The 25,611-nt window shown below is 65.9% G+C and carries 26 protein-coding genes and 1 tRNA gene; 10 read left to right on the top strand and 17 right to left on the bottom strand.

Annotated elements, in window-relative coordinates; translation table 11 throughout:
- Positions 1 to 88 precede the first annotated feature (88 nt).
- Both Ga0609869_RS11225 and Ga0609869_RS11220 read right to left on the bottom strand, forming a co-directional pair.
- Positions 89 to 802: a cytochrome b/b6 domain-containing protein gene (locus tag Ga0609869_RS11225; protein ID WP_125407290.1), complete on the bottom strand. Its 714-nt coding sequence runs from the start codon at positions 800 to 802 to the stop codon at positions 89 to 91.
- A complete protein-coding gene (locus tag Ga0609869_RS11220; RefSeq protein WP_125407287.1) occupies positions 795 to 2,429 on the bottom strand; it encodes a tetrathionate reductase family octaheme c-type cytochrome in 1,635 nt (544 codons plus the stop codon). Before Ga0609869_RS11220 ends, Ga0609869_RS11225 begins: the two co-directional genes overlap by 8 nt.
- A gap of 280 nt (positions 2,430 to 2,709) precedes the next feature.
- Between Ga0609869_RS11220 and Ga0609869_RS11215 the strand changes: the two genes are divergently transcribed.
- From Ga0609869_RS11215 to Ga0609869_RS11205, 3 genes are read left to right on the top strand one after another with little or no spacing between them, the layout of a single operon-like run.
- A complete protein-coding gene (locus tag Ga0609869_RS11215) occupies positions 2,710 to 3,927 on the top strand; it encodes an NAD-dependent epimerase/dehydratase family protein (protein WP_125407284.1) in 1,218 nt (405 codons plus the stop codon).
- Positions 3,924 to 4,763 carry a glycosyltransferase gene (locus Ga0609869_RS11210; protein ID WP_125407281.1) on the top strand — a complete coding sequence of 280 codons (840 nt, stop codon included), beginning with the start codon at positions 3,924 to 3,926 and terminating at the stop codon, positions 4,761 to 4,763. The genes Ga0609869_RS11215 and Ga0609869_RS11210 overlap by 4 nt, the downstream gene beginning before the upstream one ends.
- A complete protein-coding gene (locus tag Ga0609869_RS11205) occupies positions 4,760 to 5,629 on the top strand; it encodes an NAD-dependent epimerase/dehydratase family protein (protein ID WP_125407278.1) in 870 nt (289 codons plus the stop codon). The genes Ga0609869_RS11210 and Ga0609869_RS11205 overlap by 4 nt, the downstream gene beginning before the upstream one ends.
- Positions 5,630 to 5,768: 139 nt before the next feature.
- Here the strand turns inward: Ga0609869_RS11205 and Ga0609869_RS11200 are convergent.
- From Ga0609869_RS11200 to iscR, 12 genes are all read right to left on the bottom strand, one after another.
- A tRNA-Arg gene (locus tag Ga0609869_RS11200) sits at positions 5,769 to 5,845 on the bottom strand.
- 56 nt (positions 5,846 to 5,901) lie between these two features.
- Positions 5,902 to 6,915: a methyltransferase gene (locus Ga0609869_RS11195; RefSeq protein ID WP_125407275.1), complete on the bottom strand. Its 1,014-nt coding sequence runs from the start codon at positions 6,913 to 6,915 to the stop codon at positions 5,902 to 5,904.
- A 115-nt stretch (positions 6,916 to 7,030) separates the two neighbouring features.
- Complete coding sequence (locus tag Ga0609869_RS11190) at positions 7,031 to 8,251, bottom strand: cysteine desulfurase (protein ID WP_125407273.1); 1,221 nt, start codon at positions 8,249 to 8,251, stop codon at positions 7,031 to 7,033.
- On the bottom strand, positions 8,244 to 8,846 hold the full coding sequence (locus tag Ga0609869_RS11185) for a YIP1 family protein (RefSeq protein WP_170168851.1): 603 nt from the start codon (positions 8,844 to 8,846) through the stop codon (positions 8,244 to 8,246). Before Ga0609869_RS11185 ends, Ga0609869_RS11190 begins: the two co-directional genes overlap by 8 nt.
- Positions 8,843 to 9,358 (bottom strand): YIP1 family protein, encoded by a 516-nt coding sequence (locus tag Ga0609869_RS11180; protein ID WP_125407267.1) that lies wholly within the window; start codon positions 9,356 to 9,358, stop codon positions 8,843 to 8,845. Before Ga0609869_RS11180 ends, Ga0609869_RS11185 begins: the two co-directional genes overlap by 4 nt.
- A gap of 3 nt (positions 9,359 to 9,361) precedes the next feature.
- Positions 9,362 to 10,651 carry a Fe-S cluster assembly protein SufD gene (gene sufD / locus Ga0609869_RS11175; RefSeq protein WP_125407265.1) on the bottom strand — a complete coding sequence of 430 codons (1,290 nt, stop codon included), beginning with the start codon at positions 10,649 to 10,651 and terminating at the stop codon, positions 9,362 to 9,364.
- On the bottom strand, positions 10,651 to 11,406 hold the full coding sequence (gene sufC / locus Ga0609869_RS11170; RefSeq protein WP_125407262.1) for a Fe-S cluster assembly ATPase SufC: 756 nt from the start codon (positions 11,404 to 11,406) through the stop codon (positions 10,651 to 10,653). The genes sufD and sufC overlap by 1 nt, the downstream gene beginning before the upstream one ends.
- A 103-nt stretch (positions 11,407 to 11,509) precedes the next feature.
- The gene (locus tag Ga0609869_RS11165; protein ID WP_125407384.1) at positions 11,510 to 11,821 is read right to left on the bottom strand and encodes a heavy metal-binding domain-containing protein; all 312 of its coding nucleotides are present in this window, start codon (positions 11,819 to 11,821) and stop codon (positions 11,510 to 11,512) included.
- Positions 11,822 to 11,841: 20 nt separating this feature from the next.
- Positions 11,842 to 12,321: a cupin domain-containing protein gene (locus tag Ga0609869_RS11160; RefSeq protein ID WP_369022858.1), complete on the bottom strand. Its 480-nt coding sequence runs from the start codon at positions 12,319 to 12,321 to the stop codon at positions 11,842 to 11,844.
- Positions 12,322 to 12,365: 44 nt separating this feature from the next.
- A complete protein-coding gene (gene sufB / locus Ga0609869_RS11155; protein WP_125407257.1) occupies positions 12,366 to 13,889 on the bottom strand; it encodes a Fe-S cluster assembly protein SufB in 1,524 nt (507 codons plus the stop codon).
- A gap of 65 nt (positions 13,890 to 13,954) precedes the next feature.
- Positions 13,955 to 15,004 carry a cysteine desulfurase family protein gene (locus Ga0609869_RS11150; protein WP_245972352.1) on the bottom strand — a complete coding sequence of 350 codons (1,050 nt, stop codon included), beginning with the start codon at positions 15,002 to 15,004 and terminating at the stop codon, positions 13,955 to 13,957.
- A gap of 78 nt (positions 15,005 to 15,082) precedes the next feature.
- Complete coding sequence (gene iscR, locus Ga0609869_RS11145; RefSeq protein WP_125407254.1) at positions 15,083 to 15,544, bottom strand: Fe-S cluster assembly transcriptional regulator IscR; 462 nt, start codon at positions 15,542 to 15,544, stop codon at positions 15,083 to 15,085.
- Positions 15,545 to 15,690: 146 nt separating this feature from the next.
- Here iscR and Ga0609869_RS11140 point away from each other — a divergent pair, with 146 nt between their 5' ends.
- From Ga0609869_RS11140 to Ga0609869_RS11130, 3 genes are all read left to right on the top strand, one after another.
- On the top strand, positions 15,691 to 16,344 hold the full coding sequence (locus Ga0609869_RS11140; RefSeq protein WP_125407251.1) for an alpha/beta hydrolase: 654 nt from the start codon (positions 15,691 to 15,693) through the stop codon (positions 16,342 to 16,344).
- Between the two features lie 12 nt (positions 16,345 to 16,356).
- The gene (locus tag Ga0609869_RS11135; protein WP_125407248.1) at positions 16,357 to 16,602 is read left to right on the top strand and encodes a hypothetical protein; all 246 of its coding nucleotides are present in this window, start codon (positions 16,357 to 16,359) and stop codon (positions 16,600 to 16,602) included.
- A gap of 206 nt (positions 16,603 to 16,808) precedes the next feature.
- Positions 16,809 to 18,023 (top strand): NADP-dependent isocitrate dehydrogenase, encoded by a 1,215-nt coding sequence (locus Ga0609869_RS11130; protein WP_125407245.1) that lies wholly within the window; start codon positions 16,809 to 16,811, stop codon positions 18,021 to 18,023.
- Positions 18,024 to 18,137: 114 nt separating this feature from the next.
- Here Ga0609869_RS11130 and Ga0609869_RS11125 read toward each other — a convergent pair whose 3' ends face one another.
- On the bottom strand, positions 18,138 to 18,725 hold the full coding sequence (locus tag Ga0609869_RS11125; RefSeq protein WP_125407242.1) for a VPLPA-CTERM sorting domain-containing protein: 588 nt from the start codon (positions 18,723 to 18,725) through the stop codon (positions 18,138 to 18,140).
- 238 nt (positions 18,726 to 18,963) lie between these two features.
- On the opposite strand from Ga0609869_RS11125, the gene Ga0609869_RS11120 reads away from it, so the two are divergent.
- The 4 genes from Ga0609869_RS11120 to Ga0609869_RS11105 all read left to right on the top strand — a co-directional run bounded on the left by Ga0609869_RS11120 (position 18,964) and on the right by Ga0609869_RS11105 (position 22,590).
- Positions 18,964 to 19,578: a YitT family protein gene (locus Ga0609869_RS11120; RefSeq protein ID WP_125407239.1), complete on the top strand. Its 615-nt coding sequence runs from the start codon at positions 18,964 to 18,966 to the stop codon at positions 19,576 to 19,578.
- Between the two features lie 17 nt (positions 19,579 to 19,595).
- The gene (locus Ga0609869_RS11115) at positions 19,596 to 19,931 is read left to right on the top strand and encodes a DMT family transporter (protein WP_125407237.1); all 336 of its coding nucleotides are present in this window, start codon (positions 19,596 to 19,598) and stop codon (positions 19,929 to 19,931) included.
- 71 nt (positions 19,932 to 20,002) lie between these two features.
- Entirely contained in the window at positions 20,003 to 21,823 is a 1,821-nt protein-coding gene (gene typA, locus Ga0609869_RS11110) for a translational GTPase TypA (RefSeq protein WP_125407234.1), read from the top strand.
- Positions 21,824 to 21,912: 89 nt separating this feature from the next.
- A complete protein-coding gene (locus tag Ga0609869_RS11105; protein WP_125407231.1) occupies positions 21,913 to 22,590 on the top strand; it encodes a DUF6639 family protein in 678 nt (225 codons plus the stop codon).
- Between the two features lie 6 nt (positions 22,591 to 22,596).
- On the opposite strand, the gene Ga0609869_RS11100 is transcribed toward Ga0609869_RS11105, so the two are convergent.
- Together Ga0609869_RS11100 and alaS are read right to left on the bottom strand one after the other, a co-directional pair.
- A complete protein-coding gene (locus Ga0609869_RS11100) occupies positions 22,597 to 22,881 on the bottom strand; it encodes a DUF1330 domain-containing protein (protein ID WP_125407228.1) in 285 nt (94 codons plus the stop codon).
- A gap of 3 nt (positions 22,882 to 22,884) precedes the next feature.
- A complete protein-coding gene (gene alaS, locus Ga0609869_RS11095; protein ID WP_125407225.1) occupies positions 22,885 to 25,542 on the bottom strand; it encodes an alanine--tRNA ligase in 2,658 nt (885 codons plus the stop codon).
- Between the last annotated feature and the right edge of the window lie 69 nt (positions 25,543 to 25,611).

Genomic DNA, 25,611 nt, shown 5'->3' with positions numbered 1-25,611 from the left:
CCCGGGCCGCCCCAAGATCGGGACCGAAGCCAATGAAAAACGCCGGGCCCCGGGGCCCGGCGTTTTCCGGCTCGACCCGTTGGCACTGTCAGTCGACCAGGCGCCAGCGTTCGTGACGTTCGATATAGGCTTCCTGCTCGGGTGTCAGGGCGACCTTTTCGGTCCCCACGACCATGGGCCGCACACCTTCGCGGAACGAATGGCCGATGGTCAGCAGGTAGATGTGCAAGATCACGAAGCCCACCACGAAATAGGCCACCGCAAGGTGCAGGTTGGCAACCACCTCCAGCCAGAACGGCGCATTCGGCAGCGTCTCCCAGAAATTGTAGGTCAGATAGACCAGCCCGGTGCCCCAGACCATCGGGAAGATCACCGTCTTGAGCGCCGAGTAGGCCAGCGCCTGAAGCGGGTTCAGCCGTTGGGTCAGGCTTTTCTGATAGGGGTGATGCTCGCCCTTGAACACGCCGTAGGCATAGTAGCGCGCCACCTTCAGAAGGCCGAACATTCGCGGCAGGAAAACCTTGTAAGTGCCTGTGGTAAATAGCCAGAACGTCGCGAACACCCAGAGCAGCAACAGAGCAAGCGCCACCAGTGTATGGATCTTCACCGCCATTTCGAAGCTGATCAGGTCATGGATCCCGTTCATCGCCAGCCCGGTAAAGAACAGCGCCATGATCGAGGCCGCCTGGGACCAGTGCCAGAGCCTTTCGAATTTGGGGTAGACCAGCACCGTGCGCTCGGCGCAGTCGGGGCAGGTTTCCACCTGCGGATCGCCGTCATGGGCGTTGGTCGCGTCAGTCATGATGTCCTCCCTTCCCGCCGCGGGTGAAGATCCGAAGCGTGGTGTGCAACAACACGCCGCCAGCCATGGCGACGAAGAAGGCGATACCGATCAGCCCGCCCCAGCTAAAGGGGTTCGAGCCCGGCAGATAAACCCCCGCGAGATTGGCCAGCCGCCCATCCTGTGCATGGCATTCCCGACAGTCGAGCGCGTCGGCGGCGGGCGCGACCATATGGGTGATCGGCCAGTACATGTAGGTGTCGACGAATCCGTATTCGCCCGAATACTCGGCACCCGCGGCTTTCATCCCCGCCGCGATCGCCTTGCCCCAATCGAAATTGGTCCAGTAGGCGGTGTCGGTGGTCGGGCCCCAGACGTTGGAATAGACCAGATGGTCGAGGCCGCTGTCATAGGCCTGACGCCCCTCCATCCGCTTGAAGGGCCAGATCCGCGAACGGCCATCCCCGGAACTGCCCGAGATCTTGTTGATCTCAACCACTTTCGAGGGGTCGATCTTCTGGTCGGCGGTGGTGTAGTCGACCTGGCCGTTGAACCAGGAATAATAGGGCACCACGTCCTCGCCATATTCAAAATCACCCTTGGTGGCGAGGTAGGTATGCAGTTCCTTGCCGTTGCCCTGGGTGTATTCGTTCAGGTGCAGCGGGTGGCCTTCGGCATCCATCTTGCCGGCGGTCGACCAGTCCCAGCGGGTCTTGGTCGCCACGCCGCCCCGGGCGAATTCGGGGATATGGCACGACTGGCAGGCCACGCGGTCAGTGTGGTCGTTCAGCTTGATGCCGGTCACGGTCAGCATGTCGTGGGGCGTCGTGCCGTGGCAGCTTTCGCAGGTGGCCACGTCCTTGCGCATGACGCCCGGCTTGCCGGTGCCCTCCGGGTCGGTCGCGTGCACGTCGTAGCGCGAGCCCGCGAAGATGTGCCTGTCCGAATGGTGACAGGTCTCGCAGGTGAAGTTCAGCCCGTCCTGGGCCATGTGCACGTCAACCTCCTTGGTCGGGTGGTAGAGCGCCGAACTCAGGTCGCCGTGCTTTACGTTATCGCCGCCGCCGCCGTAGAAATGGCATCCGCCGCAGTTTTCACGGGTCGGTTCGGCCACGCTTTGCGCGGCTTGCTTCAGATCGACGACCCAGGCATCGGCCCCGGTGATGGTCTTTCCCTTGGCTTCCAGCGGCGGGTGTCCGGCGCCGGTGGCGAGCTTGGTGTATTGACCGGAATTGTCGTGGCACACCAGACAATCGACCGCGGCCTCGTCGGCCGGCGGCGGGCTGCTCATGTCGGTCCAGCCATAGCCGGTGTGGCACGAGGTGCAGCGCGCCTCGTTCGACGCGACGTTGCCGCAGAAGGAGTTGAGCACATGGCTCTTTCCCAGAAGCTGCCCGGTGGTGGGGTTCTCGAACTCCCACTTCCAGTGGACCGAATGCATCACCTGTTTGGAGGCTTCGGTATGGCAGCCCAAGCAGGCCTCCGTGACCTCGGGGCCGGATTGAAAATCCTTCTGCAATTCCTTGAATTTGGAATGATCTGCAGTGCTGCCGGTGGCCTTGGTCGCGTCTTGTGCGACGGCCGCCCCGGCCAGCGCGAGGACTGTCGACAGAACGACGAAACTCAGGCGAAACGGATGATGTGGCATGCGCTCTCCTCCCCGGATTCGCCCGGGCCATGCGAAAGTATTAAAATGTCTATCTGCAATGCATCTTAAATCAAGAAGCCCATTAGAACGGCTTTAATTACGGTCACGTCGTCGCAGCGGCGCCCGACGCGCAGCGATATCGCTGTAAAACGGTCTGGTAACGCGGGGTTCCGCCGGCTGACACAAAACTTTCAAATGACATTTACATCCGACATCCTTAGTCGGACATTCGCATCAGGGCCCCAGCGCCCGCAAACGAGACCATCCGAAGGAGTCGGCGATGAAAATTGCAGTTCTCGGAGGCGACGGCTTTTGCGGCTGGCCGACCTCGCTCCACCTGTCGAACCTCGGCCATGAGGTTCACATCATCGACAACCTCTCGCGGCGCTGGATCGATACAGAGCTGGGCGTCCAGTCGCTGACGCCGATGGACTCGATCCAGGAACGCTGCCGCATCTGGAAGGAGGTCTCGGGCGAGGAAATCCGCTTTCACCTGATCGACCTCGCCAAGGAATATTACCGTCTGCGCGACTGGCTGGCCGAGGCAAAGCCGGACGCCATCGTCCATTTCGCCGAGCAGCGCGCGGCGCCCTATTCGATGATCTCGGAGCGGCACAAGATCTATACCGTCGACAACAACATCAACGCCACCCACAACCTGCTGGTGGCGATGGTGGAAACCGGCATCGACGCGCACCTGGTGCATCTGGGCACGATGGGCGTCTATGGCTATTCGACCATCGGTGCGCCGATCCCCGAGGGCTATCTGGACGTCTCGATCGACACGCCCAACGGTGCCAAGGAGATGGAGATCCTCTATCCCACCCGGCCCGGCTCGGTCTATCACATGACCAAGAGCCTCGATCAGATCCTGTTCCAGTTCTACGCCCAGAACGACGGCGTGCGCATCACCGATCTGCACCAGGGGATCGTCTGGGGCACCAATACCGACCAGACCAAGCGGCACGAGCAGCTGGTCAACCGCTTCGACTATGACGGCGACTATGGCACGGTGCTGAACCGCTTTCTCGCGCAGGCGGCGATCGACTATCCCCTCACGGTGCATGGCACCGGCGGGCAGACCCGCGCCTTCATCCACATCCAGGACACCGTGCGCTGCATCGAACTGGCGCTCAAGGACACGCCCGAGGCCGGCGACCGGGTCAAGATCTTCAACCAGATGACCGAAACCCACCGCGTCCGCGACCTGGCCGAACTGGTGGCCAAGATGACCGGTGCCAAGATCGCCTACCTGCCGAACCCGCGCAAAGAAGCCGCCGAGAACGAACTGGTCGTCAAGAACGACCACTTCCTCGACCTCGGGCTCAACCCGATCACGCTGGAGGCGGGCCTGCTGGAAGAGGTGGTCGAGGTGGCCCGGAAATTCGCCCACCGCGTCGACCGCAAGCGCGTTCCCTGCGTCTCGGCCTGGACCAAGGACATCGCCACCCGCGTCGTGCGCGACCCCGAAGGCAAGCAGCTCAAATCGGTGTCATGACCGATGGGCTCAGGCCCGCCGCGCCGGCGGGCCACCGCGACGCCTATGTGACGCTGGTCACCAACGCCGATTTCGCGCTGGGCGCCAAGGCGTTGGTGCGCTCGCTCAAACGGACGGGCACGGCGGCCGACATCTGCGTCCTGCACACCGGCGGCGTGGGGTCCGAGGCGCTGGCGCCGCTCGCCGGCCTCGGCGCGCGGCTGGTGGAAACCGACCTCTTGCCGACCTCGTCCGCGTTCAACGCGGCCCATGCGCGCGACCGGCTGCACGGGCTCGCCCCCTTTACCAAGGGGGAAAAGCCCGCCTTTCACACGCCGCTCGACAATTTCTGCAAGCTGCGGCTTTGGCAGCTCGACTACGACCGCGTCGTGTTCCTCGACGCAGACACGTTGGTTCTGCAGACCATCGACCGGCTGTTCGACTACCCCGAGTTCTCGGCCGCGCCCAACGTCTACGAAGGTCTCGCCGATTTTCACCGGATGAATTCCGGCGTCTTCACCGCGCGGCCCTCGGCAGGCACGTTCGACGCGATGCTCGCCCGGCTCGACGCGCCCGGCGCGTTCTGGCGGCGCACCGACCAGACCTTCTTGCAGGATTATTTTCCCGGCTGGCACGGCTTGCCGGTCTTTGACAACATGCTGCAATATGTCTGGTTCAACCTGCCCGAACTGTGGAGCTGGCCCGAGATCCGCGTCCTGCATTTCCAGTACGAAAAGCCCTGGCAGGACCACGCCAAGGCCGACCGCCTGCGCCCCCTGATCGAGCTCTGGCGCGCCTATGAGCGGGGCGAGGGCATTCCCGACCCGGCCACCCTGCCCGCCCCTGCCGCCGCATGAGCCTGGCCGTCACCGGCGCCACCGGCCTCGTCGGTCGCTTCTTCGTCGAAGAGGCGCTGGCGCGGGGCGAGCCCGTCACCGTGCTGACGCGCCGTCCGCCGCCCGCGGGGTTCTTTTCGGCGGCCGTGGCGCATCGCCCCTACACGCTGGGCGACCGGCCCGACCTCGCCGGGGTGGCGGCGGTCATCCACTGCGCCTTCGCCCATGTCCCCGGCCGCTATCGCGGTGGCGAGGGGGACGACCCGGCCGGGTTCCAGCGCGCCAATCTGGACGGGTCGGTGGCGCTTTTCGAGGCGGCGCGGGCGGCGGGGGTCGAGCGGCTGTTGTTTCTCTCCTCGCGTGCCGTCTACGGCGCCTACCCGCCCGGCACCGTGCTGACCGAGGCCATGGCGCCGCAGCCCGATACGCTCTACGGCCAGGTGAAATGGCAGGCCGAGCAGGCGCTCTTTGCCCTGGCCGGGCCCGGCTTTGCGCCGGTTTCGCTGCGCGCCACGGGCGTCTACGGGCCCGCTGGCCCCGGGCAGCGGCACAAATGGGCAGATCTCTTCGACGATTTTCGCGCCGGCCGGCCCATCGCGCCGCGCCGGGGGACCGAGGTGCATGGCGACGACCTCGCCGCCGCCGCGCGCCTGGTGCGCATGGCCGCGCCCGGCGCGGTGGCGGGCAGGCCCGTCAACCTCTCCGACCTGGTGCTCGACCGCCACGACCTGCTGGCACTGGTGGCCCGGCACGAGGGCCTGACCGCCCCCCTGCCCGCGCCCGCCGACAGCCCGGTCAGCGCGATGGACTGTGCGCGGATGCGCGCGCTGGGCTGGCAACCCGGCGGCTGGGCGCGTCTGCGCTCCAGCCTGCCGGCGCTCCTCTGATCAGCCGCGCCCCGCACGTATCGCAACGCGCGCGGTGACGGCCGTCTGCGGTGCCCGGATGCCTTGCCGGCGCAGCCAATACATTCGCGGGCGCGGTGAAACTCGCGCCTCGGCGCATTCGGCGCCAAAATTGGAGGGCTGGCGCACCCGATAGGATTCGAACCTATGGCCTCTGCCTTCGGAGGGCAGCGCTCTATCCAGCTGAGCTACGGGTGCCTCGGCGCCGATATAGGTGAAACCGGGCGGGGGCGCAAATGCTTTCCCGCCCCGTCTTATTCGGGTTTCACCGCCTGGGCCAGCATGGTCATCTCGGGGATCATCTGAGCGACCTCGACCTGCTGGAACCCGGCCCCGGCCAGCGTGTCCTGCAGCCAGCCCGCGTCGAGCGAGCGCGCGCGGGGTGTGAACGCGGTGTGCTGCAACTGCCAGAGCGCGGCCAGCTTGGGGCCGGTTCGGTCGGCCCTCACCACGAAATCGTGGATCATCAGCCGCCCGCCGGGCGCGAGATGATCGAAGGCGCGGGCGACCAGCCCGTCATGCGCCGCCCCCGGCACGCCGGAAAAGAGATAGGACATCAGGATCGCGTCCTGCCCGCTAGGCCAGTCGGCGTTCAGCGCGTCGCCCTCGACATAGGCGATACGGTCGGTGAGGCCGACCTCGGCCACGTAGTCCCGCCCGATCGCGGCGACGTTGGGAAAATCGACGATGGTCGCCGAGAGGCCGGGCATGGCCTGGCAGAGCGTGATCGCGAAGGCGCCCGTGCCGCCGCCCACGTCGAGCAGGGTCTTTACCCCCGAGAGCCCGGCCATCTTGATCAGTTGCCGCGCCGGGCCCAGCGAGCCCGCATGCTGGCTGGCCGAATAAAGCCGCGCCTCGTCAGGGTCGGAGAACCAATCGGCGTAGGATGCCGTGGCATCCTCGGGCAGGCTGTCGGTCAGCGCGGCGTCGATCTGGTCGAGCAGCCCGTACATCTGCTGGCCGACCTGAAGCCGCAGGTAGTCGCCGAAATCGTACTTCGCGCCCTTGACCAGGAACGCCTCGGCCGCCGGGGAATTGGCAAAGCGGCCGTCCGAGACCGTCACCAGGCCCAGCCCCGCCAGCGCGGTCAGCAGGGTCTCGGCGCGCTCGGCGTCGAGCGCCGTGGCGCCGGCCAGACGGCCGGGCGTCATCGGCCCCTCGGCCAGCGCGGTAAACACCCCGGCCCCCAGCGCGGCAAAGAGCGCCTTGGAGCCCATGAAGCCGAAGGCGATATCGGAAATCTGGTCGGCGGTGGTCAGCGCGGTCATGCCCGTCCCCTTGCTGTCGCGGTTGGACACCTCGTAGCAAAGCGGGCGGAGAATGGCCAGAAAGCACGCCTTTTGCGTCGCCGCCAGCCCGTCCGGGCCTTTCGGTCGGCGCCGCTCAGGCGAACAGTTCGTGGCATAGCTCCAGCGCCTCGACCAGTTTGTCGACCTCCTCGGGCGTGTTGTACATCGCGAAAGAGGCCCGGCAGGTCGCGGCGACCCCCAGGTGGTCCATCAGCGGGCCCGCGCAATGCTGGCCCGCGCGCACCGCCACGCCCTTCTTGTCGAGTACGGTCGAGATGTCGTGGGCATGCGCCGGCCCGTCGAGCGTAAAGGAAAAGATCGCGCCGCGATGCTCGGCCCGCCCCTGCACCTGCAGCCAGTTGAGCCCGCCCAGCCGGTCCATAGCGTAGCCGGTGATCGCCTGCTCATGGGCGGCGATATCGGCCATGCCGATGCCCATCATGTAGTCCAGCGCGACGCCCAGCCCGATCTGCTGGACGATGCCCGGCGTGCCGGCCTCGAACTTCATCGGCGGGGCGTTGTAGGTGACGCTGTCCTTGTGCACCTCGCGGATCATGTCGCCGCCGCCGAGGAAGGGCCGCATCTCGTTCATCCGCTCCTTGCGGATATGGATCGCGCCCGAGCCGGAGGGCCCGTAGAGCTTGTGCCCGGTAATGGCGTAGAAATCGGCGCCGATCTCGTCGACATTGACGGGCATGTGCACCGCGGCCTGGCTACCATCGACCAGCACCGGCACGCCCTTTTCGCGTGCGCCGCGGGCAATGGCGGCCACGTCCACCACCGTGCCCAGCACGTTTGACATCTGCGTCACCGCCACCAGTTTCGTCTTCGGCCCGATGGCGTCGAGCACCGCCTGGGGGTCGAGATTGCCGGCCGCGTCCACATCCACCCATTTCAGGACCACGCCCTGGCGTTCGCGCAGGAAGTGCCACGGCACGATATTGGCGTGATGCTCCATCACGCTCAGCACGATCTCGTCGCCGGGGCCGAGATTCGGCATCGCCCAGCCATAGGCGACCAGGTTGATGCCCTCGGTGGTGCCGGAGGTGAACACGATTTCCTCCTCGTCCGCCGCGCCAAGAAAGCGCGCGATGGTGCCGCGCACGGCCTCGTATTTCTCGGTGGCGATGTTCGACAGGGTGTGAAGGCCGCGGTGTACGTTGGCGTATTCCTCGGCATAGGCGCGGGTGATAGCGTCGATCACCACCTTGGGCTTTTGCGCCGAGGCGCCGTTGTCGAGATAGACCAGCGGCTTGCCGTTCACCTCGCGCGCAAGGATCGGAAAGTCGCGGCGGATGGTTTGGACGTCAAACATCGGGAACAGCTCCGCTAATCGTGATGCCGACCAGTGTCAGTGCGAGGCTTAGGGCGAAAACGATGCCGACCATCGACAGGATCGTCATGAAGAACACCCGAAGCGGCGATGAAAATCCGTGAAGGACGGCTATGAAGTGGCTGAGAAGCCAAAAGAAAAGCCCCACGCCCAGCAGGCCCAGCAGGCCCGCCACAGGTGGCAGCAGGATCAGAAACAGCGTTTGCAGCACCTGCACGCAAAGCAGGATGAACTGCAGCCAGACGGTGATGCGCAGCGCGCCTTCGAAATCGCCGCCGCCGCCCGCGCCGCGCCCGATGACATGGATCGCAAAGACCATGATCACCAGCAGCGCCGCCTGTACCGCCGCCGTCAGCAGCGGGTTGGCCATGAAGACCGGCATCAGCGGATCGACCGGCGAGGGTGCGATACGCTCGCCCAACTGGCTCAGCAGCACGCTGAGCAGCACTTCCAGCAGCAGCGCGGGCCCAAGCACGCCGACAGGCAGCGGCAGCGACAGGATCCGGCGCGCGCCCTCACTCGGGTTGGCCACAGTCTCGCGCGCAAGCGCCAGCAACGATTTCATCGTGTCGCTCATCGGGGGGTCTTTCCAGGCTCCTGTCGCAGGCCGAACTCTTCGGCCTCGGCCAGAGACAACAGCCATATCGCCAGAAAGGCAACGGCCAGTACCGACGAGACCAGCGCCAGCGCCGCGCCGGGGCCGATCAGGCCCGCGACCAGCCCCTGCAACAGCCACAGGGGCGAGACCGCCAGCAGGGTCCAGAACAGCGCCAGACGCGCGCCGAACCAGGTGCCGCGCCCGCCAAAGAGACGGGCCAGCAGGTGGCCCACCGCCGCCAGCACGTAAAAGATCAGCGGCGCAAGGAACATCCAGGCCACCAGCGCTCCGCCGATACGCGCCTCGAGCGGCACCGAGGGGTCGAGATAGGCATCGCGCGCCAGCCCCGGCAACGTCGACACGAAGATCATCAGACAGGCCGCCATGAGGTAGACCAGCGCGCGCTCTTCGCGCTGGCCGCCGGCCAGTTGCCGGCGCATCACCGTTCGCGGCGCGCGCCAGGTGGCGAATATCTCGCGGCTGACGGCCATGGGTCAGCCCCGGTGCCGCGACAGCCAGCCGGCCATCCGGCCGACGATCTCTTCGCGGATGCCCTCGTCCTCGATTTCCTCGATCGCCTCGGCAAGGAAGGACAGGACCAGAAGGTCGGTCGCCTCTGACCGGGGCACCCCGCGCGAGCGCAGGTAGAACAGCGCCGTCTCGTCGATCGCGCCGCTGGTCGAGCCGTGCGAGCACGCCACGTCGTCGGCGTAGATCTCCAGCTCGGGCTTGGCCAGGAACTGGCTGTCCCCGTCCAGCAGCAGAGATTGCGAAATCTGGTAGCCGTCGGTCTTTTGCGCGCCGGGCTGGACCAGGATCTTGCCCTGGAAAATGCCCGTGGCGCCGTTGCGCAGCACCTTCTTGAAGACCTGGCGGCTTTCGCAATCGACCGCGTCGTGGGTGATGAAGACGGTATCGTCATGCACGAAATCGCCGTCGCCCACACAGGCGCCGGCCACATGGGCCACCGCGTTGTCGCCGGTCAGCTCGATGATGCATTCGTTGCGCGTCATCCGCCCGTTCGCCGTCATGGTGAAGGACTTGAACGTGCTCTCCTTGCCCAGCCGCGCGAAGATATGGGTCGCCGCCCTGCGTTCGTGGTCGCGGCCCTGGGTGCGGATATGGTGGAAGGTGCCGCCATCGGCGATGTCGACCTCCATCAGCTTGTTGAACCGCGCTGCGGCCGGGCCGTTTTCCAGCAAGGTCATCTCGGCGCCGGCCTCGACCTTGATGCAGTGGTGCAAATGCGCGTCGGAGGTTTCCGAGCGGTGCAGATAAATGATATTCACCGGCTTTTCGGCCTTGCCGGTGACGCGGATCAGCACGCCATCGGTGGCGAAGGCGGTATTGAGCGCGGCCAGAGGGCGATCCACGGGCTCATGCCCGCGGGCCTCGAGCGTGCCGTAGACCTCGCGCGCCCAGTGGATGTCCTGCCCCGCGGCGCCGCCCAGCCGGTCGATCTCGACGCCGGCCAGCGCCAGCTCGTCAGAGGCCTCGGCATCGAACACCCCGTCGACGAACACGATCCTGAGCCGGTCCATCGCGTCGAAGACCGGCGCCTCGTCTTTCACCTCGAAAAGCGCGGCCCGCGGCGCCTCTGGCGCGATCAGCGAGGAGGGATCGGAAAACCGCCAGTATTCATCGCGGCTGCCGGGCAGACCCATCGCGCGGACCCTTGCCAGCGCCGCTTCGCGCGGCAGCTTGGTCCAGCCGGTCTCGGGCGGCATCGACAGCCGGGCGAGCCGTGCCTCGGTCGCGTTTTGTTTCGCCTGCGGCAACCCCATCACGCGTCCTCCGCGCGGATGTCGGCATACCCGTTCTTTTCAACCTCGAGCGCCAGCTCGGGCCCGCCGGTCTTGATGATGCGGCCGTCATACATGATGTGCACGACATCCGGTTTGATGTGGTCCAGCAGCCGCTGGTAGTGGGTGATCACCAGGAACCCGCGGTCGGGGCTCCGGAGTGCGTTGACCCCGTCCGAGACCAGCTTCATCGCGTCCACGTCGAGGCCCGAGTCGGTCTCGTCGAGGATGCAGAGCTTGGGCTCCAGCATCGCCATCTGCAAAATCTCGTTGCGTTTCTTCTCGCCGCCGGAAAAGCCCACGTTGACCGGGCGCTTCAGCATTTCGGCATCGATCTTCAACTCTTTCGCCCTGGCACGGATTTCCTTGAGGAAGGTGGCGGCGTCCATCTCCTCCAGGCCGCGGGCCTTGCGCTGGGCGTTCACCGCGGTGCGCAAGAACGTCATGTTGCCGACGCCGGGGATTTCGACCGGGTACTGGAACGCCAGGAACAGGCCGATCGCCGCGCGCTCTTCGGGCTCCATCTCCAGCAGGTCCTCGCCCAGCAACGTGGCGCTGCCCTCGGTCACCTCATAGCCGTCGCGGCCCGAAAGAACGTAGGACATGGTCGACTTGCCCGAGCCGTTGGGGCCCATGATGGCGTGCACCTTGCCGGCCTCAACCGTCAGGTTCACGCCTTTGAGGATGGGCTTGCCCTCTTCCTCAAGTTTGACGTGCAGGTTCTTGATCTCAAGCATTTTTCATCCTCGTTTCATGTATTGGCGGGGCACCGGCCCGGGGCCGTTCCCGTCGCGCCGCATCCCGTTCATCCCGTGGCGGCCCCGTTGCCGCCATGCGGTGTCAGTTCGCCGTCACCGCGGTGCCCGAGGCAGAGACCATCAGCATGTTGTTGATCACCTCGCAATCGAGATCGACGCCGACCACGGCATTGCCGCCCAGCGCCGCCGCGCGCTCTTCCAGCTCGCGCAGCGCAGTGGTGCGCGCCTTGCCCAGCGACTCCTCATAGGCCGCCGACCGTCCGCCGATGATGTCGGTGATCCCCGCGAAGATGTCGCGGAACACGTTGGCGCCGAGGATGGCCTCGCCCACGACGACGCCGTGATAGGCGGTGATGGTCTTGCCGTCGATGCTGGGGGTGGTGGTCACGATCATGGTCTGCTTCTCCCAGGGATTCATAGCTCGCCGTTCCAATAGTCGCCGGTCTCTTCGGCCCGGCCGATAAACTTCAGATGCGCATCCACGAAGGACGTGCCCGGCGCGACCGCGAGCACCGCGAACTTGCCGCTGTCGGGATATTCCACCACGTCGGGGTCGTTGTTCGTGGAAATGCCCAGGTATTTCAGGTCTGTCTCGCCGGTGTTGATCAGCTGATGCGCCCTGTCCGGCCCGCCCTTGGGCGCGGCGCAGACATCGCCCGGCCCGACGGGATGTTCCTGCGTGCCGAACCGGTACGTCCCCCGCCCTTCGAGGATGACGAAAGCCTCGTCATTGCCCAGATGGTTGTGGAACGGAAAGGCCCGCTTGCCCGGCGCGACGGTTATGAACATCATGCCCAGCCCGGTCAGGCCCAGGGCCGCGCCGATGGGCGCGATGCGCGCCGAGAACTTTTCCCCGTCGCCGCCCTGCATGGGCAGCCCAGCGGCTTCGTACACATTCTTGACCACCGGCGCCATGGCCCAGTCTCCGCTTTCGTGCCTCAGCCCACCGAGCCTTCGAGGCTGATCGCCACGAGCTGCTGCGCCTCCATGGCGAACTCCATCGGCAGCGCCTGCAACACCTCCTTGCAGAAGCCGTTGACGACGAGGGCAACGGCCTCTTCCTCGTCCATGCCCCGCGAGCGGCAGTAAAAGAGCTGGTCGTCGTCCACCTTCGACGTCGTCGCCTCGTGTTCCACGCGGGACGAATTGTTCTTCACCTCGATATACGGCACCGTGTGCGCGCCACATCTGTCGCCGATCAGCAAGCTGTCGCACTGGGTGTAGTTGCGGCTGTTCTTGGCGCGCGGGTGCATCGAGACGAGTCCGCGATAGGTGTTCTGCGCCTGCCCCGCCGAGATCCCCTTGGACACGATCCGCGATCGGGTGTTCTTGCCCAGATGCACCATCTTGGTGCCGGTATCGGCCTGCTGCCAGTTGTTGGTGATGGCGATCGAGTAGAACTCGCCCTGGCTGTCGTCGCCGCGCAGAATGCACGAGGGGTATTTCCACGTCACGGCCGAGCCGGTCTCGACCTGCGTCCACATCACCTTGGCCCGGTCGCCGCGGCAATCGGCGCGCTTGGTGACGAAGTTGTAGATGCCCCCGCGTCCGTTCTCGTCGCCCGGGAACCAGTTCTGCACGGTCGAGTATTTGACCTCGGCATCGTCGAGCAGCACGATCTCGACCACCGCGGCATGCAGCTGCGCCACGTCGCGCTGCGGCGCCGTGCAGCCTTCCAGGTAGGACACGTAGGCGCCCTTGTCGGCGATGATCAGCGTGCGCTCGAACTGGCCGGTATTCTCGGCATTGATCCGGAAATAGGTCGACAGCTCCATCGGGCAGCGCACGCCCGGCGGCACGTAGACGAACGAGCCGTCGGAAAACACCGCCGAGTTCAGCGTTGCGTAGAAATTGTCCGATTGCGGCACGACGCTGCCGAGGTATTTCTTGACCAGTTCCGGGTGCTTTTGCACCGCCTCGGAGATCGAGCAGAAGATGACACCGGCCTTTTCCAGCTCTTTCTGGAAGGTGGTGCCGACCGAGACCGAATCGAACACCGCATCGACGGCCACCTTGCGGCCCTCGGCCGGGGCTGCCTCGGCCCCCTCGACGCCGGCCAGGATCATCTGCTCTTTCAGCGGGATGCCCAGCTTTTTGTAGGTCTCCAACAGCTTGGGGTCGACATCGTCCAGCGACTTGGGCTTTTCCGCCATGCTCTTGGGGCGGGCATAGTAATACTGTTTCTGAAAGTCGATCTCGGGGTATTCGACCATCGCCCAGTCGGGCTCTTCCATCGCCTGCCAGCGGCGGAATGCCTCGAGCCGCCATTCGGTCATCCATTCCGGCTCTTCGTTCTTGGCCGAGATCAGGCGCACGATGTCTTCGGTCAGCCCCATCGGGGCGTAATCCATCTCGATCTCGGTTTCCCAGCCGTATTTGTACTTTCCGGCCATGGACTGGACGGTTTCCACCGTTTCCCTGTCCACGCCTTCCTTGACATCGGCCTTATCGAAAGCAGCCATCGCGGTTTCACGCCTCTCTGATCTGAGCGCCCCGGCCGGCTGGCCGGGGCCGTTTGTCCTTGCGGTCAGGCCGCGCGGGCCCGAAACCTCTTTTCCTTCGCCAGCCACGCCTCGGCAAAGCGCAGCACATCCTCTTCGCGCGTCTCCGGCCCCAGCGACACCCGGATCGCCCCGGCCGCGGTCGCGGCGTCGTGGCCCATGGCCATGAGCACGCGGCTTTCGCGCAGCTTGCCGCTGGAACAGGCCGATCCCGCGGAAACCGCAAAGCCGGCCAGGTCCATCTGCATCACCTGCGTCTCGCCCTTCCAGCCCGGCGTGGCGAAGCAGCTGGTGTTCGGCAGACGCTGCGCGCCTTTCCCGACAAAAATAGTCTTATTTGCGCTCGCCTCAAGCCCTTTTTCTAGAACTGTTCTAAGTTTTGCAACCCGTTCCCACACGCCCGCCGCCAGATCGCGCGCCGCCGCCTCGGCCGCGGCGCCGAATCCGGCGATCCCGATCAGGTTCTCCGTGCCGGCCCGTCGCCCCATCTCCTGCCCGCCGCCGCGGATCTGCGCGGCCAGATCGGTGCCGGGCCGCACCACCAGCGCACCGATACCCTTCGGTCCGCCCAGCTTGTGCGCCGAGACCAGCGCCATCTCGGCCTCCAGCCAATTGAACGCCACCGGGAGCTTTCCGAAAGCCTGCGTCATGTCGCACACCGCGATACCCCGCGGCAAATCCTGCACCACGCCGGTCTCGGAATTGGCCAGCTGCAGCGCGGTGCGCGCGGGCTCGGCCACCGCCACGCGGCCCTGCCCGTCCACCGGCAGCGTGGGCTCGACCCAGGCGGCCACCGCGTCATGCTCGATACCGCCGGCCACCAGGCCCCGTCCGGCGCAGGCCAGCGCCGCCGCCTCGCTGGCGCCCGAGGTAAACACGATATCCGCCCCCTCGGCCCCCAGCGCCGCGGCAACTTGTCCGCGCGCCCGTTCGACCAGGGCGCGTGCGGCGCGCCCCTCGGCATGGACCGACGAGGGGTTGCCGACCACGTCCATCGCCGCGGCCATCGCCGCGCGCGCCTCGGGCCTCAACGGCGCCGTCGCGTTCCAGTCGAGATAGACGCGCGCAGGGCTCACAGCGCCCCCACCTTCTTCTGGCCGGAAATATCCCGGGGGAGTCCGCGGCGCATAGCCGCGGACGGGGGCAGCGCCCCCTTACGCGTCATCGACCACCTCCAGCAGCGCCGGCACCGCGGGACAGGGCGCAAGGTCGTTGGACACCACGTCCGACAGCCGGGTCTGGTGCAAGAACACGTAGACATGGGCCGACAGCCCCTCCCACAGCCGGTTGGTCAGCGACTGCGCGCGCGACCCGGAGGTCGCGCCCGAGGCGCCCGCGCCCGTGTGCATCGCGCTTACCGTCTCGTCGACCGCGCCCAGGATGTCGCCCACCCTGATATCCGACGCGCGCCGCGCCAGCCGGTAACCGCCGCCCGGGCCGCGCACCGATTCTACGAGCCCGGCGCGGCGCAGCTTGACGAAGAGCTGTTCGAGATAGGGCAGAGAGATGTCCTGTCGGCGCGACACCTCGGCCAGCGAGGTCAGCCCGTCCTCGGGCTGCAGCGCCAGATCGACCAGCGCCACCATTGCGTAACGCCCCTTGGTGCTGAGCTTCATACCCTGTCTCCGTCCATGGTTGACGGCACGCGGTCGGGTCTTTAACTCAACACAGCCCAGTCGGCGTGCCGACGCGTCCGTTGTATTAGGTAGTCCGACGAAATTTGTCAAGATTTACGTTCGGCGCCGTGAGAAAAGAGTAGATCATGCCCGAGGTCATCTTCCCCGGCCCCGAAGGACGGCTCGAAGGCCGCTATCATCCGCAAAAGGAAAAGGACGCGCCGATCGCCATCGTGCTGCATCCGCATCCGCAATTCGGCGGCACGATGAACAACCGCGTGGTGCACCGTCTGCACTACGCGTTCTACGACATGGGCTTTACCGTTCTGCGCTTCAATTTCCGCGGCGTCGGCCGCAGCCAGGGCGAGTACGACCAGGGCGTGGGCGAATTGTCCGACGCCGCCTCGGCGCTGGACTACCTCCAGTCGATGAACCAGAACGCCAAGCACTGCTGGGTGGCGGGGTTCTCGTTCGGGGCCTGGATCGGCATGCAGCTCTTGATGCGCCGGCCCGAGATCACCGGCTTCGTCTCGGTCAGCCCGCCGGCGAACATGTACGATTTTTCCTTTCTCGCGCCCTGCCCCTCGTCCGGGCTCATCATCAACGGCACCGCCGACCGGGTGGCCCCGCCCGCCGACACCCACGCGCTGGTGGACAAGCTGCACGAGCAGAAGGGCATCACGGTCACCCACGAGGAAATCGAGGGTGCGGGCCATTTCTTCGAGGACGACCAACTCGAACAGATGATCGAGATCGTCGACGCCTATGTCCGGCGCCGGCTGACCGAACTCACACGGTAAGGAGCCAGGCCGATGGCGGCACTCGAAGAACTCGCCGATGCGCTGGCCAAGGAGGCGCTGGAGGCGGCCGGACGTCTGGACGACGAGCGGCTGGTCGACGAGATGTCGAGGGCGATCGGAGAGATCTCGCCCACCACGCAAGAAGCGTTCATGACCGCGGTGCGGTTCCGCAGGGCGCTGCAGCGCGGGCGGACCGTGATGGGCCGCAAGCTGGAACAGGCCTCCGCCCAGCCCGGACAGGCCGAGCAAGAAAGCTAACCCTTTACACGCGGGGGCGCGGCACGCGGCCGTCTCGTCCCGCGTGTTATTCGAAAACACCTGGCAAAATCCGCTGCGATGGTTTTGCGGCGCGCGCAAGCTTTCCGCGGCGCTCAGTATACAAAGGCATACCGCTCTAGCCCATACCGCCGAAATCGGCTATCACCCAGCCGAAGCGCGATTCCCGCCATCCAAACGAGGGCATAATGTCGAAGATCAAAGTCGAAAACCCGGTCGTCGAACTCGACGGCGACGAGATGACCCGCATCATCTGGGACTTCATCAAGAAAAAGCTCATCCTGCCGTATCTCGATGTCGACCTTCTCTATTACGACCTCGGCATCGAGGAACGCGACCGGACCAACGACCAGATCACCGTCGACGCGGCGGAGAAGATCAAGGAGATCGGCGTCGGCGTGAAATGCGCCACGATTACCCCGGACGAAGCCCGGGTCGAGGAATTCGGCCTCAAGAAGATGTGGCGCAGCCCCAACGGCACGATCCGCAACATCCTGGGCGGCGTAGTGTTCCGCGCGCCGATCATCTGCAAGAACGTCCCGCGCCTGGTGCCCGGCTGGACCCGGCCCATCGTGATCGGCCGTCACGCATACGGCGACCAGTACCGCGCGACCGACATGAAATTTCCCGGCCCCGGCACGCTCAGCATGAAATTCGTGGGCGAGGATGGCACCGTGATCGAGGAAGAGGTGTTCAAGGCCCCGTCCTCGGGCGTCTACATGGGCATGTACAACCTCGACGACTCGATCAGGGATTTCGCCCGCGCCTCGATGAATTACGCGCTCAGCATGGGCTGGCCGCTTTATCTCTCGACCAAGAACACGATCCTGAAACAGTATGACGGCCAGTTCATGATCCTGTTCCAGCAGGTCTTCGACGAGGAATTCGCCGACAAGTTCAAGGCGGCCGGCATCACCTACGAACACCGCCTGATCGACGACATGGTCGCCTGCGCGATGAAGTGGAACGGCGGCTTCGTCTGGGCCTGCAAGAACTACGATGGCGACGTGCAGTCCGACACCGTGGCGCAGGGCTTCGGCTCGCTCGGGCTGATGACCTCGCAGTTGATGACGCCCGACGGCAAGATCGTCGAGGCCGAGGCCGCGCATGGCACCGTCACACGCCACTACCGCCAGCACCAGAAGGGCGAACAGACCTCGACCAACTCGATCGCCTCGATCTTCGCCTGGACGGGCGGCCTCAAGCACCGCGCCAAGCTCGACGGCAACGACCAGCTCATGCATTTCGCCGAGACGCTCGAAAAGACCGTGGTCGATACGGTCGAGGCCGGCTTCATGACCAAGGACCTCGCGCTGCTGGTCGGGCCCAACCAGAAATGGCTGACCACCATGGGCTTTCTCGAAAAGGTCGACGAGAACCTGAACAAGGCGCTGGCAGGCTGAGACGCCGGCACGGCCCGGCACGCGACACGTATACGAAAAAGCGGCCCGCCGGTGCAATCCCGGCGGGCCGTTCGGTTTTTTGGCGTCAGACGGCCAGGTTCGGATCGCCCGCCCTTAGCCGCGGCGGCGGCGGCGGCCGAAGCCCACCGCGGCCAGACCGGACAGCAGAAGCACGCCGCTGGCCGGAAGCGGCACCACGTCCACCGCGTAGGAATACGAGAAATCGTCGTAAACGAGGCCGAAGTCATCGACCACGTTCACCACCTCGATCCGCGTCACGTCGACAAAGGCCGACAGGTCGTGGAATTCGGTGGTGGTCGCGTCTCCGTCGCCCGACAGGGCGACCGCAGTGTCGAACAGCCCACCGACAAAGACGTTGATGGTGGCCTGCGTGCCGGCGGTGTCATCCCCACCCGACCAAAAGGACAGGTCAGAAACGGCCTCGAAGAAATCGACGTAGAGATCGCCATTGAACGAACCGCCCGACGCGTCGGGAGCGATGGTATTCACTCCCGACTGGGCGTAGCTGCCGCCGAAGTCATAGACTTCGGTCGCGCCATTGGTCGTGAAGGTCGCATTGCCGACCGTTGTGATGAGATCGCCGTCTGCGAACTCCTCGAAAGTCAGAAGCTCCGTCGTCGCAAAGGCGGGTGAGGCGGCCAGCGCAAGCGCGGTGGCCGCAAGGGTCGTCTTTATTCCCATGTCTAGGGTCTCCTGCAATTGAAATAAAACAGGATACTCAAAATGATTTACCAAGATCTGGAAACTACCATCCGACGGAGCGCGCCCAAAATTTGCGGGATGCTTTTCGCCCTATTGTTCGCCGACCGGACACAAACCCGCGCAAGTTGTGTTATTGCATCTATCCCAAACAACAAAAACGCCCGCCGGCCCTGCGGGCGCTCTGGACAAGCGTCGCTTGAGGCGCGATTTGGCTGCCATGGCGAATCGTCCCCAGACACCGCCGCGCCATTCGCTCGCGGAAGACGCACAGGGCCTATTCGTGGGCACCCTGCTGGTGGCGCTCTCGGTGCAGCTTCTGCAAAGCGCCGGGCTGACCACCGGCCAGATCGCCGGGCTGTCGCTGGTGGCGTCCTATGCCAGCGGCCTGTCGTTCGGGCTGATATTCTTCGCGCTCAACCTGCCGTTCTACTGGCTGGCGCTGCGCCGGGTGGGCTGGGCCTTCACGGTCAAGACCTTTTCGGCCGTGGGCCTGTTGTCGCTCTTCACCGAGATCCTGCCGAAGGTCTTGCAGCTGGAAACCGTCCACCCGCTGGTCGGCGCCATCCTTGCCGGCGTGACCGCCGGCGCGGGGCTTCTCGCGCTCTTCCGGCACGGCGCCAGCCTCGGCGGCGTGGGCATCGTCGCATTCTGGCTGCAAGATACCCGCGGCATCAAGGCGGGCTGGGTCCAGCTCGGTTTTGACGCGGTGGTGTTTGCGCTGGCGCTGGCCGTCATGGCGCCGATGACCGTGCTCTATTCCCTGATCGGCGCGGCCGTGCTCAATATCATCATCGCCACCAACCACCGCCGCGACCGCTATATCGTGCGCTAAACTCCCGGAGCCCGCGGATGCCCAAAGCCTATCTCTTTCTGATGCTGGCGATCCTGACCGAGACCGTGGGCACCTCGGCGCTGCAGGCCAGCCAGCAATTCACACGGCTGGTACCGTCGGTCATCGTCGTGGTGGGCTATGCATTGTCGTTCTATTTCCTTGCCTTCGCTCTCAGATCCATCCCCGTGGGGGTCGCTTACGCCATCTGGTCGGGCCTCGGCATCGTGCTGATCGCGGCCATCGGCTGGGTCTTTTTCGGCCAGCGCATAGACCTGGCCGCGCTGCTCGGCATGGCGATGATCATCGCCGGCATCGCGGTGATTCACCTGTTTTCGAATTCCGCGACCCACTGAGCATTGGCGCTGGCCTTTCGGGGCGAAACCCTCTATCGCCACGGCAACCCTCCCTTCAGGCAGACACAACTATGGACCTTCGCAATATCGCGATCATCGCACACGTGGACCACGGCAAGACCACGCTGGTCGACGAGCTATTGAAACAGTCGGGCGCATTCCGCGAAAACCAGGCGGTGGCCGAGCGTGCGATGGACAGCAACGACCTGGAACGCGAGCGCGGGATCACCATCCTGGCCAAGGCGACCTCGGTCGAATGGGACGGGCACCGGGTGAACATCGTCGACACACCCGGCCACGCCGATTTCGGCGGCGAGGTCGAACGCATCCTGAGCATGGTCGACGGCGTGGTGCTGCTGGTCGACGCCGCTGAGGGGCCGATGCCCCAGACCAAGTTCGTCACCAGCAAGGCGCTGGCCCTCGGGCTGCGCCCCATCGTGGTGCTGAACAAGGTCGACAAACCCGATGCCGAGCCCGACCGCGCGCTCGACGAGGTGTTCGACCTTTTCGCCAATCTCGGTGCCAATGACGAACAGCTCGATTTCCCGCATATGTACGCCTCGGGGCGCGACGGCTGGGCCGACGCCACGCTCGACGGCACGCGCAAGGATCTGCACGCGCTCTTCGATCTGATCCTCGACCACGTGCCGGCGCCGAAACAGCTGCACCATGTGGACGAGCCGTTCCGGATGCTGGCCACGACCCTGTCTGCCGACCCGTTCATGGGCCGCCTTCTGACGGGCCGCGTGGAAAGCGGCCGGATCAAGCCCGGCGACACGGTCAAGGCGCTGACGCGCAAGGGCGACCTGCTGGAGAACTTCCGCGTCTCCAAGGTGCTGGCTTTCCGGGGCCTTGGGCAACAGCCGATCGACGCAGGCCAGGCGGGCGACATCGTCACGCTGGCAGGCATGGCCAAGGCGACCGTGGCCGACACGATCTGTGCGCAGGCGATCGACACGCCCCTGCCCGCCCAGCCGATCGACCCGCCGACCATCACCGTCACCTTCGGCATCAATGACAGCCCGCTGGCCGGGCGCGACGGCAAGAAGGTGCAATCGCGCGTCATCCGCGAACGGCTGATGAAAGAGGCCGAGTCGAACGTGGCCATCCGCGTGACCGACACGCCCGGCGGCGAGGCGTTCGAGGTCGCGGGGCGCGGCGAATTGCAGATGGGCGTGCTGATCGAGAACATGCGCCGCGAGGGGTTCGAGTTGTCGATCTCGCGCCCGCAGGTGCTGATGCGCGAGGAAGACGGCCAGCGGCTGGAGCCCGTCGAAGAGGTCACCGTCGATGTCGACGACGAATATTCCGGCGTGGTGATCGAAAAGCTGACCGGCCCGCGCCGCGGCGAAATGGTCGAGATGCGCCCCGCCGGCGCCGGCAAGACCCGGATCATCGCCCATGTGCCCTCGCGCGGGCTGATCGGCTATCACGGCGAGTTTCTGACCGACACCCGCGGCACCGGCGTGCTGAACCGCGTCTTCCACGGCTGGACACCTTTCAAGGGCCCGATCCCGGGCCGCCGCGCGGGCGTGCTGATCTCGATGGAGAACGGTACCTCGGTGGCCTATGCGCTGTTCAACCTCGAAGACCGCGGCCGGATGTTCATCGGCGCGCAGGAACCCGTCTACGAAGGCATGATCATCGGCGAGCATTCCCGCGACAACGACCTCGAGGTGAACCCGCTGAAGGGCAAGAAGCTGACCAACGTGCGCGCCTCTGGCACCGACGAGGCGGTGCGCCTGACGACGCCTGTGACGATGAGCCTGGAACAGGCCATCGCCTATATCGACGACGACGAACTGGTCGAGGTCACGCCGAACGCGGTGCGCCTGCGCAAACGCTTTCTCGACCCGCATGAGCGCAAGCGCCAGTCCCGCGCGGCGGGCTAGCATTGCCGCCCGCGGCCGCACGCGGCTCGGGCTGGACAGCTCCGCCCCCCTGCGCCTAGGCTGACCGTCGGGCCAGCAGGGGGGAGGACATGCGGGCTGTCATCGCTGCCAGCTTCTGGCTGTTGGCCTGCGGATGCGCCGTGGCCGGGGCGCTGCCCTGCTCCGGCGACCCGCGCATCACGGTCGAGGCCGAGCGGCCCGCCATCATGGCCGCGGCCTGCGACGCCGTGGCCCGCGCCCGCCCGCGGCTCGCCGCCTGCCATCTTGATCAATCACGCCCGCTGGTGATCCGCGTCGTCGATGAAACGCAACATTTGGATGAAGCCTGCCTTGCGTATTACGATTGCCGCGACGACAGCATCTCTGTCAGCGGTCCGGATGCGCTGAGCCGCAGCCTCAAGCACGACAGCATCTGGGCCCGGATCGCCCCGGCGGCGCTCTTTGACAGCCTGATCACGCATGAACTGGCGCACGCCTTCCTGGACCAGACCGAGTGCACGGGCGTGCCGTGCTACGCCGATCACGAATACATCGCCTATGCGCTTCAGATCGACGGCCTGTCGCCCGAGGACCGGGCACGGGTTCTTGACGGTCACAAGGTGCGCTTGCCGGTCGACCCGATGGGGCTGAACGAGTTCACCGTGCTGTCCGCGCCGGGCTATTTCGCCCAGGCCGCGTGGCTGCACTTCAGCGCGCCGGACAACGGATGTGCCTTCGTGGAAAAGCTGATCGAGGGCACCGACACGCTGCGCATCCCGTCGGAATAGCTGCGCTCAGGCCTCTTCGACAATCACCAGGTCGCGCTCGGCGGCGCCGCGGGCATGGCTCAGCGCCTCCTGGTAGGTGGGCGAGTTATAGCAGGCCTGTGCCGCCTCCAGGCTGGGAAACCGCGCCACGACGTTGCGCGCCCGGTCCCGCCCCTCAAGCTGGACGTAGCGCCCCCCGCGCGCGAGGAACACGCCGCCATGAGCGGCGATCGCCTCGGTCGCAAGCGCGGCGTATTTCTTGTACGCCGCCTCGTCGGTCACATGTACATTCGCAATCCACAAAGCGCCCATCGCTCACCCCTCCAGCACGGCCTCGGCCGCCTTGATCGCGGCGTCTGCCTGTTGCGCATCTCTGGCGCCGCCCTGGGCCAGGTCGGCACGGCCGCCGCCGCCCTTGCCCCCAAGGGCTGCAACCGCCGCCTTGACCAGATCGACCGCCGACAGCTCTGCCGTCAGGTCGTCGGTCACGCCGGCGGCCACCGCCGCCTTGCCCTCCATATCGGCAATCAGCAGAACCGCGCCGGACCCGATCCTGGCCTTGTGGGCGTCGATCAGGGGCGGCAGGTCCTTGCCCGACACGCCCGAAAGAACCTGCGCCAGGAACGCCTTGCCGCCCACCGTTTTCGGCTCGGGCCCCGCCTGTCCGCCGCCGCCGAGCGCCAGTTCGCGGCGCAGGTTGGCCACCTCGCCCTCCAGCGCGCGGCGCTCGTCCATCAGCGTGCGTACCCGGCTCACGATCTCTTCGGGCCGCGCCCGCAGCGCCTCGCCCACCTCGGCCAGCACGTTCTGCTGGGCGACCAGGTGATCGAGCGCCGCCTGCCCGGTCAGCGCCTCGACGCGGCGCACGCCGGCCGAGGACGCGCTGTCGCCCAGGATCACGCACAGCCCGATATCGCCGGTCTGGCGCACATGCGTGCCGCCGCACAGCTCGATCGACCAGGTGCGCCCGTCGATCCCCTTGCCCGTGGGCGCCTCCCCCATCGAGACCACGCGCACCTCGTCGCCGTATTTCTCGCCGAAAAGCGCCTGCGCGCCGATGGCCCGCGCGTCGTCGGGGGTCATGATCCGGGTTTCGACCGGGCTGTTTTGCCGGATGAAGGCGTTGACCTCGCCCTCGACCGTGGCCAGCTCCTCGGGGCTGAGCGCCTTGCCGTGGGAGAAGTCGAAGCGCAGCCGGTCGGGCGCGTTGAGCGAACCTTTCTGCGCGACATGATCGCCCAGCGTCTCGCGCAGCGCCTCGTGCAGCAGGTGCGTGGCCGAATGGTTGGCGCGGATCGCGCGGCGCCGGTTGTGATCGACGCGCAGCTCCAGCGCGTCGCCCACCGCAAGCGGCGCCTTTTCCGGCTGCACCTTGTGGGCGTAAAGCCCGCCGGGCATCTTCTGCGTGTCGAGGATCAGTCCCGCCCCCTCGGGCTTGAGATAGGTGCCGGTGTCGCCCACCTGGCCGCCGGCCTCGCCGTAGAACGGGGTCTGGTTGACCACCATCCAGCCTTCCTGGGCCTCGGCGATCTCGTCAACCGCGCGGCCATCGACCACCAGCGCCATCACCTGGCCCTCGGCAATCTCGGTGTCGTAGCCCAGGAAATCGGTCGGCTCGACCGTCTCGGCGATATCGAACCAGACCCGCGATTCCTTGGCCTCGCCCGAGCCCGCCCAGGAGGCGCGGGCCTTGGCCCGCTGCTCGGCCATCGCCGCGTCGAATCCCGCCACGTCGACGCTGCGGCCCATCTCGCGCAGGGCATCCTGCGTCAGGTCCAGCGGAAAGCCGAACGTGTCGTACAGCCGAAACGCCGCATCGCCGGGCAGCGGCGCGCCCTCGGCGAGCTTTTTCAGCTCGTCGTCCAGCAGGCGCAGGCCGCGCTCGAGCGTATGGATAAAGCGGGTCTCTTCCAGCTTCAGCGTCTCCTGGATCAGCGCCTGCGCGCGGCCCAGTTCGGGGTACGCCGCGCCCATCTGGGTGACCAGCGCCGGCACCAGCCGGTGCATCAGCGGGTCGCGCGCGCCCAGAAGATGCGCATGGCGCATTGCCCGGCGCATGATCCGGCGCAGCACGTAGCCGCGGCCATCGTTCGACGGCATCACCCCGTCGGCAATCAGAAACGAGGTCGAGCGCAGGTGGTCGGCGATCACCCTGTGATGCACGTTGCCCGGCCCGTCGGGCTCGGTCGATGTGGCGTGCGCCGAGGCCTCGATCAGCGCGCGCATCAGGTCGGTGTCGTAGTTGTCATGCTTGCCCTGCAACAGCGCGCCGATCCGCTCCAGCCCCATGCCGGTGTCGATCGACTGCGCTGCGAGGTCGCGCTTTGTGCCGTCCTCGAACTGCTCGTACTGCATGAAGACGAGGTTCCAGATCTCGATGAACCGGTCGCCGTCTTCCTCGGCGCTGCCCGGCGGGCCGCCCCAGATGTGATCGCCGTGGTCAAAGAAGATCTCGGTGCAGGGCCCGCAGGGGCCGGTATCGCCCATCTGCCAGAAATTGTCGCTGGTGGGGATGCGGATGATCCGCTCTTCGGGCAGGCCTGCCACCTTTTTCCAGATCGCCGCGGCCTCGTCGTCGGTATGATAGACCGTGACCAGCAGCTTGTCGGCGGGGATGTCGAAATCGCGGGTCAACAGCTCCCAGGCATAGGGGATGGCGGCCTCTTTGAAATAGTCGCCGAAGCTGAAATTGCCGAGCATTTCGAAAAAGGTATGGTGCCGCGCGGTGTAGCCCACATTGTCGAGGTCGTTGTGCTTGCCGCCGGCGCGCACGCATTTCTGGCTGGTGGTCGCGCGGGTGTAGTCGCGCGCCTCGACGCCGGTAAACAGGTTCTTGAACTGAACCATGCCGGAATTGGCGAACATCAGCGTGGGGTCGTTGCGCGGCACGAGGGGGGAGCTGTCCACCACCTCGTGGCCGTTCTTTTCGAAATAGCTCAGGAAGGTCGAGCGGATTTCGTTGAGGCTGGGCATGGGGGGTCGGCCTTTCGCGGCAGATTTCCGGTTTGCCGTCCGATGTATATCCACGACCAGTCGGTGTCC

Origin of the sequence: Rhodovulum iodosum (assembly GCF_041020385.1) — a bacterium.
Lineage (GTDB): Bacteria > Pseudomonadota > Alphaproteobacteria > Rhodobacterales > Rhodobacteraceae > Rhodovulum > Rhodovulum iodosum.
This window is presented reverse-complemented; position numbering and strand designations above follow the sequence as displayed.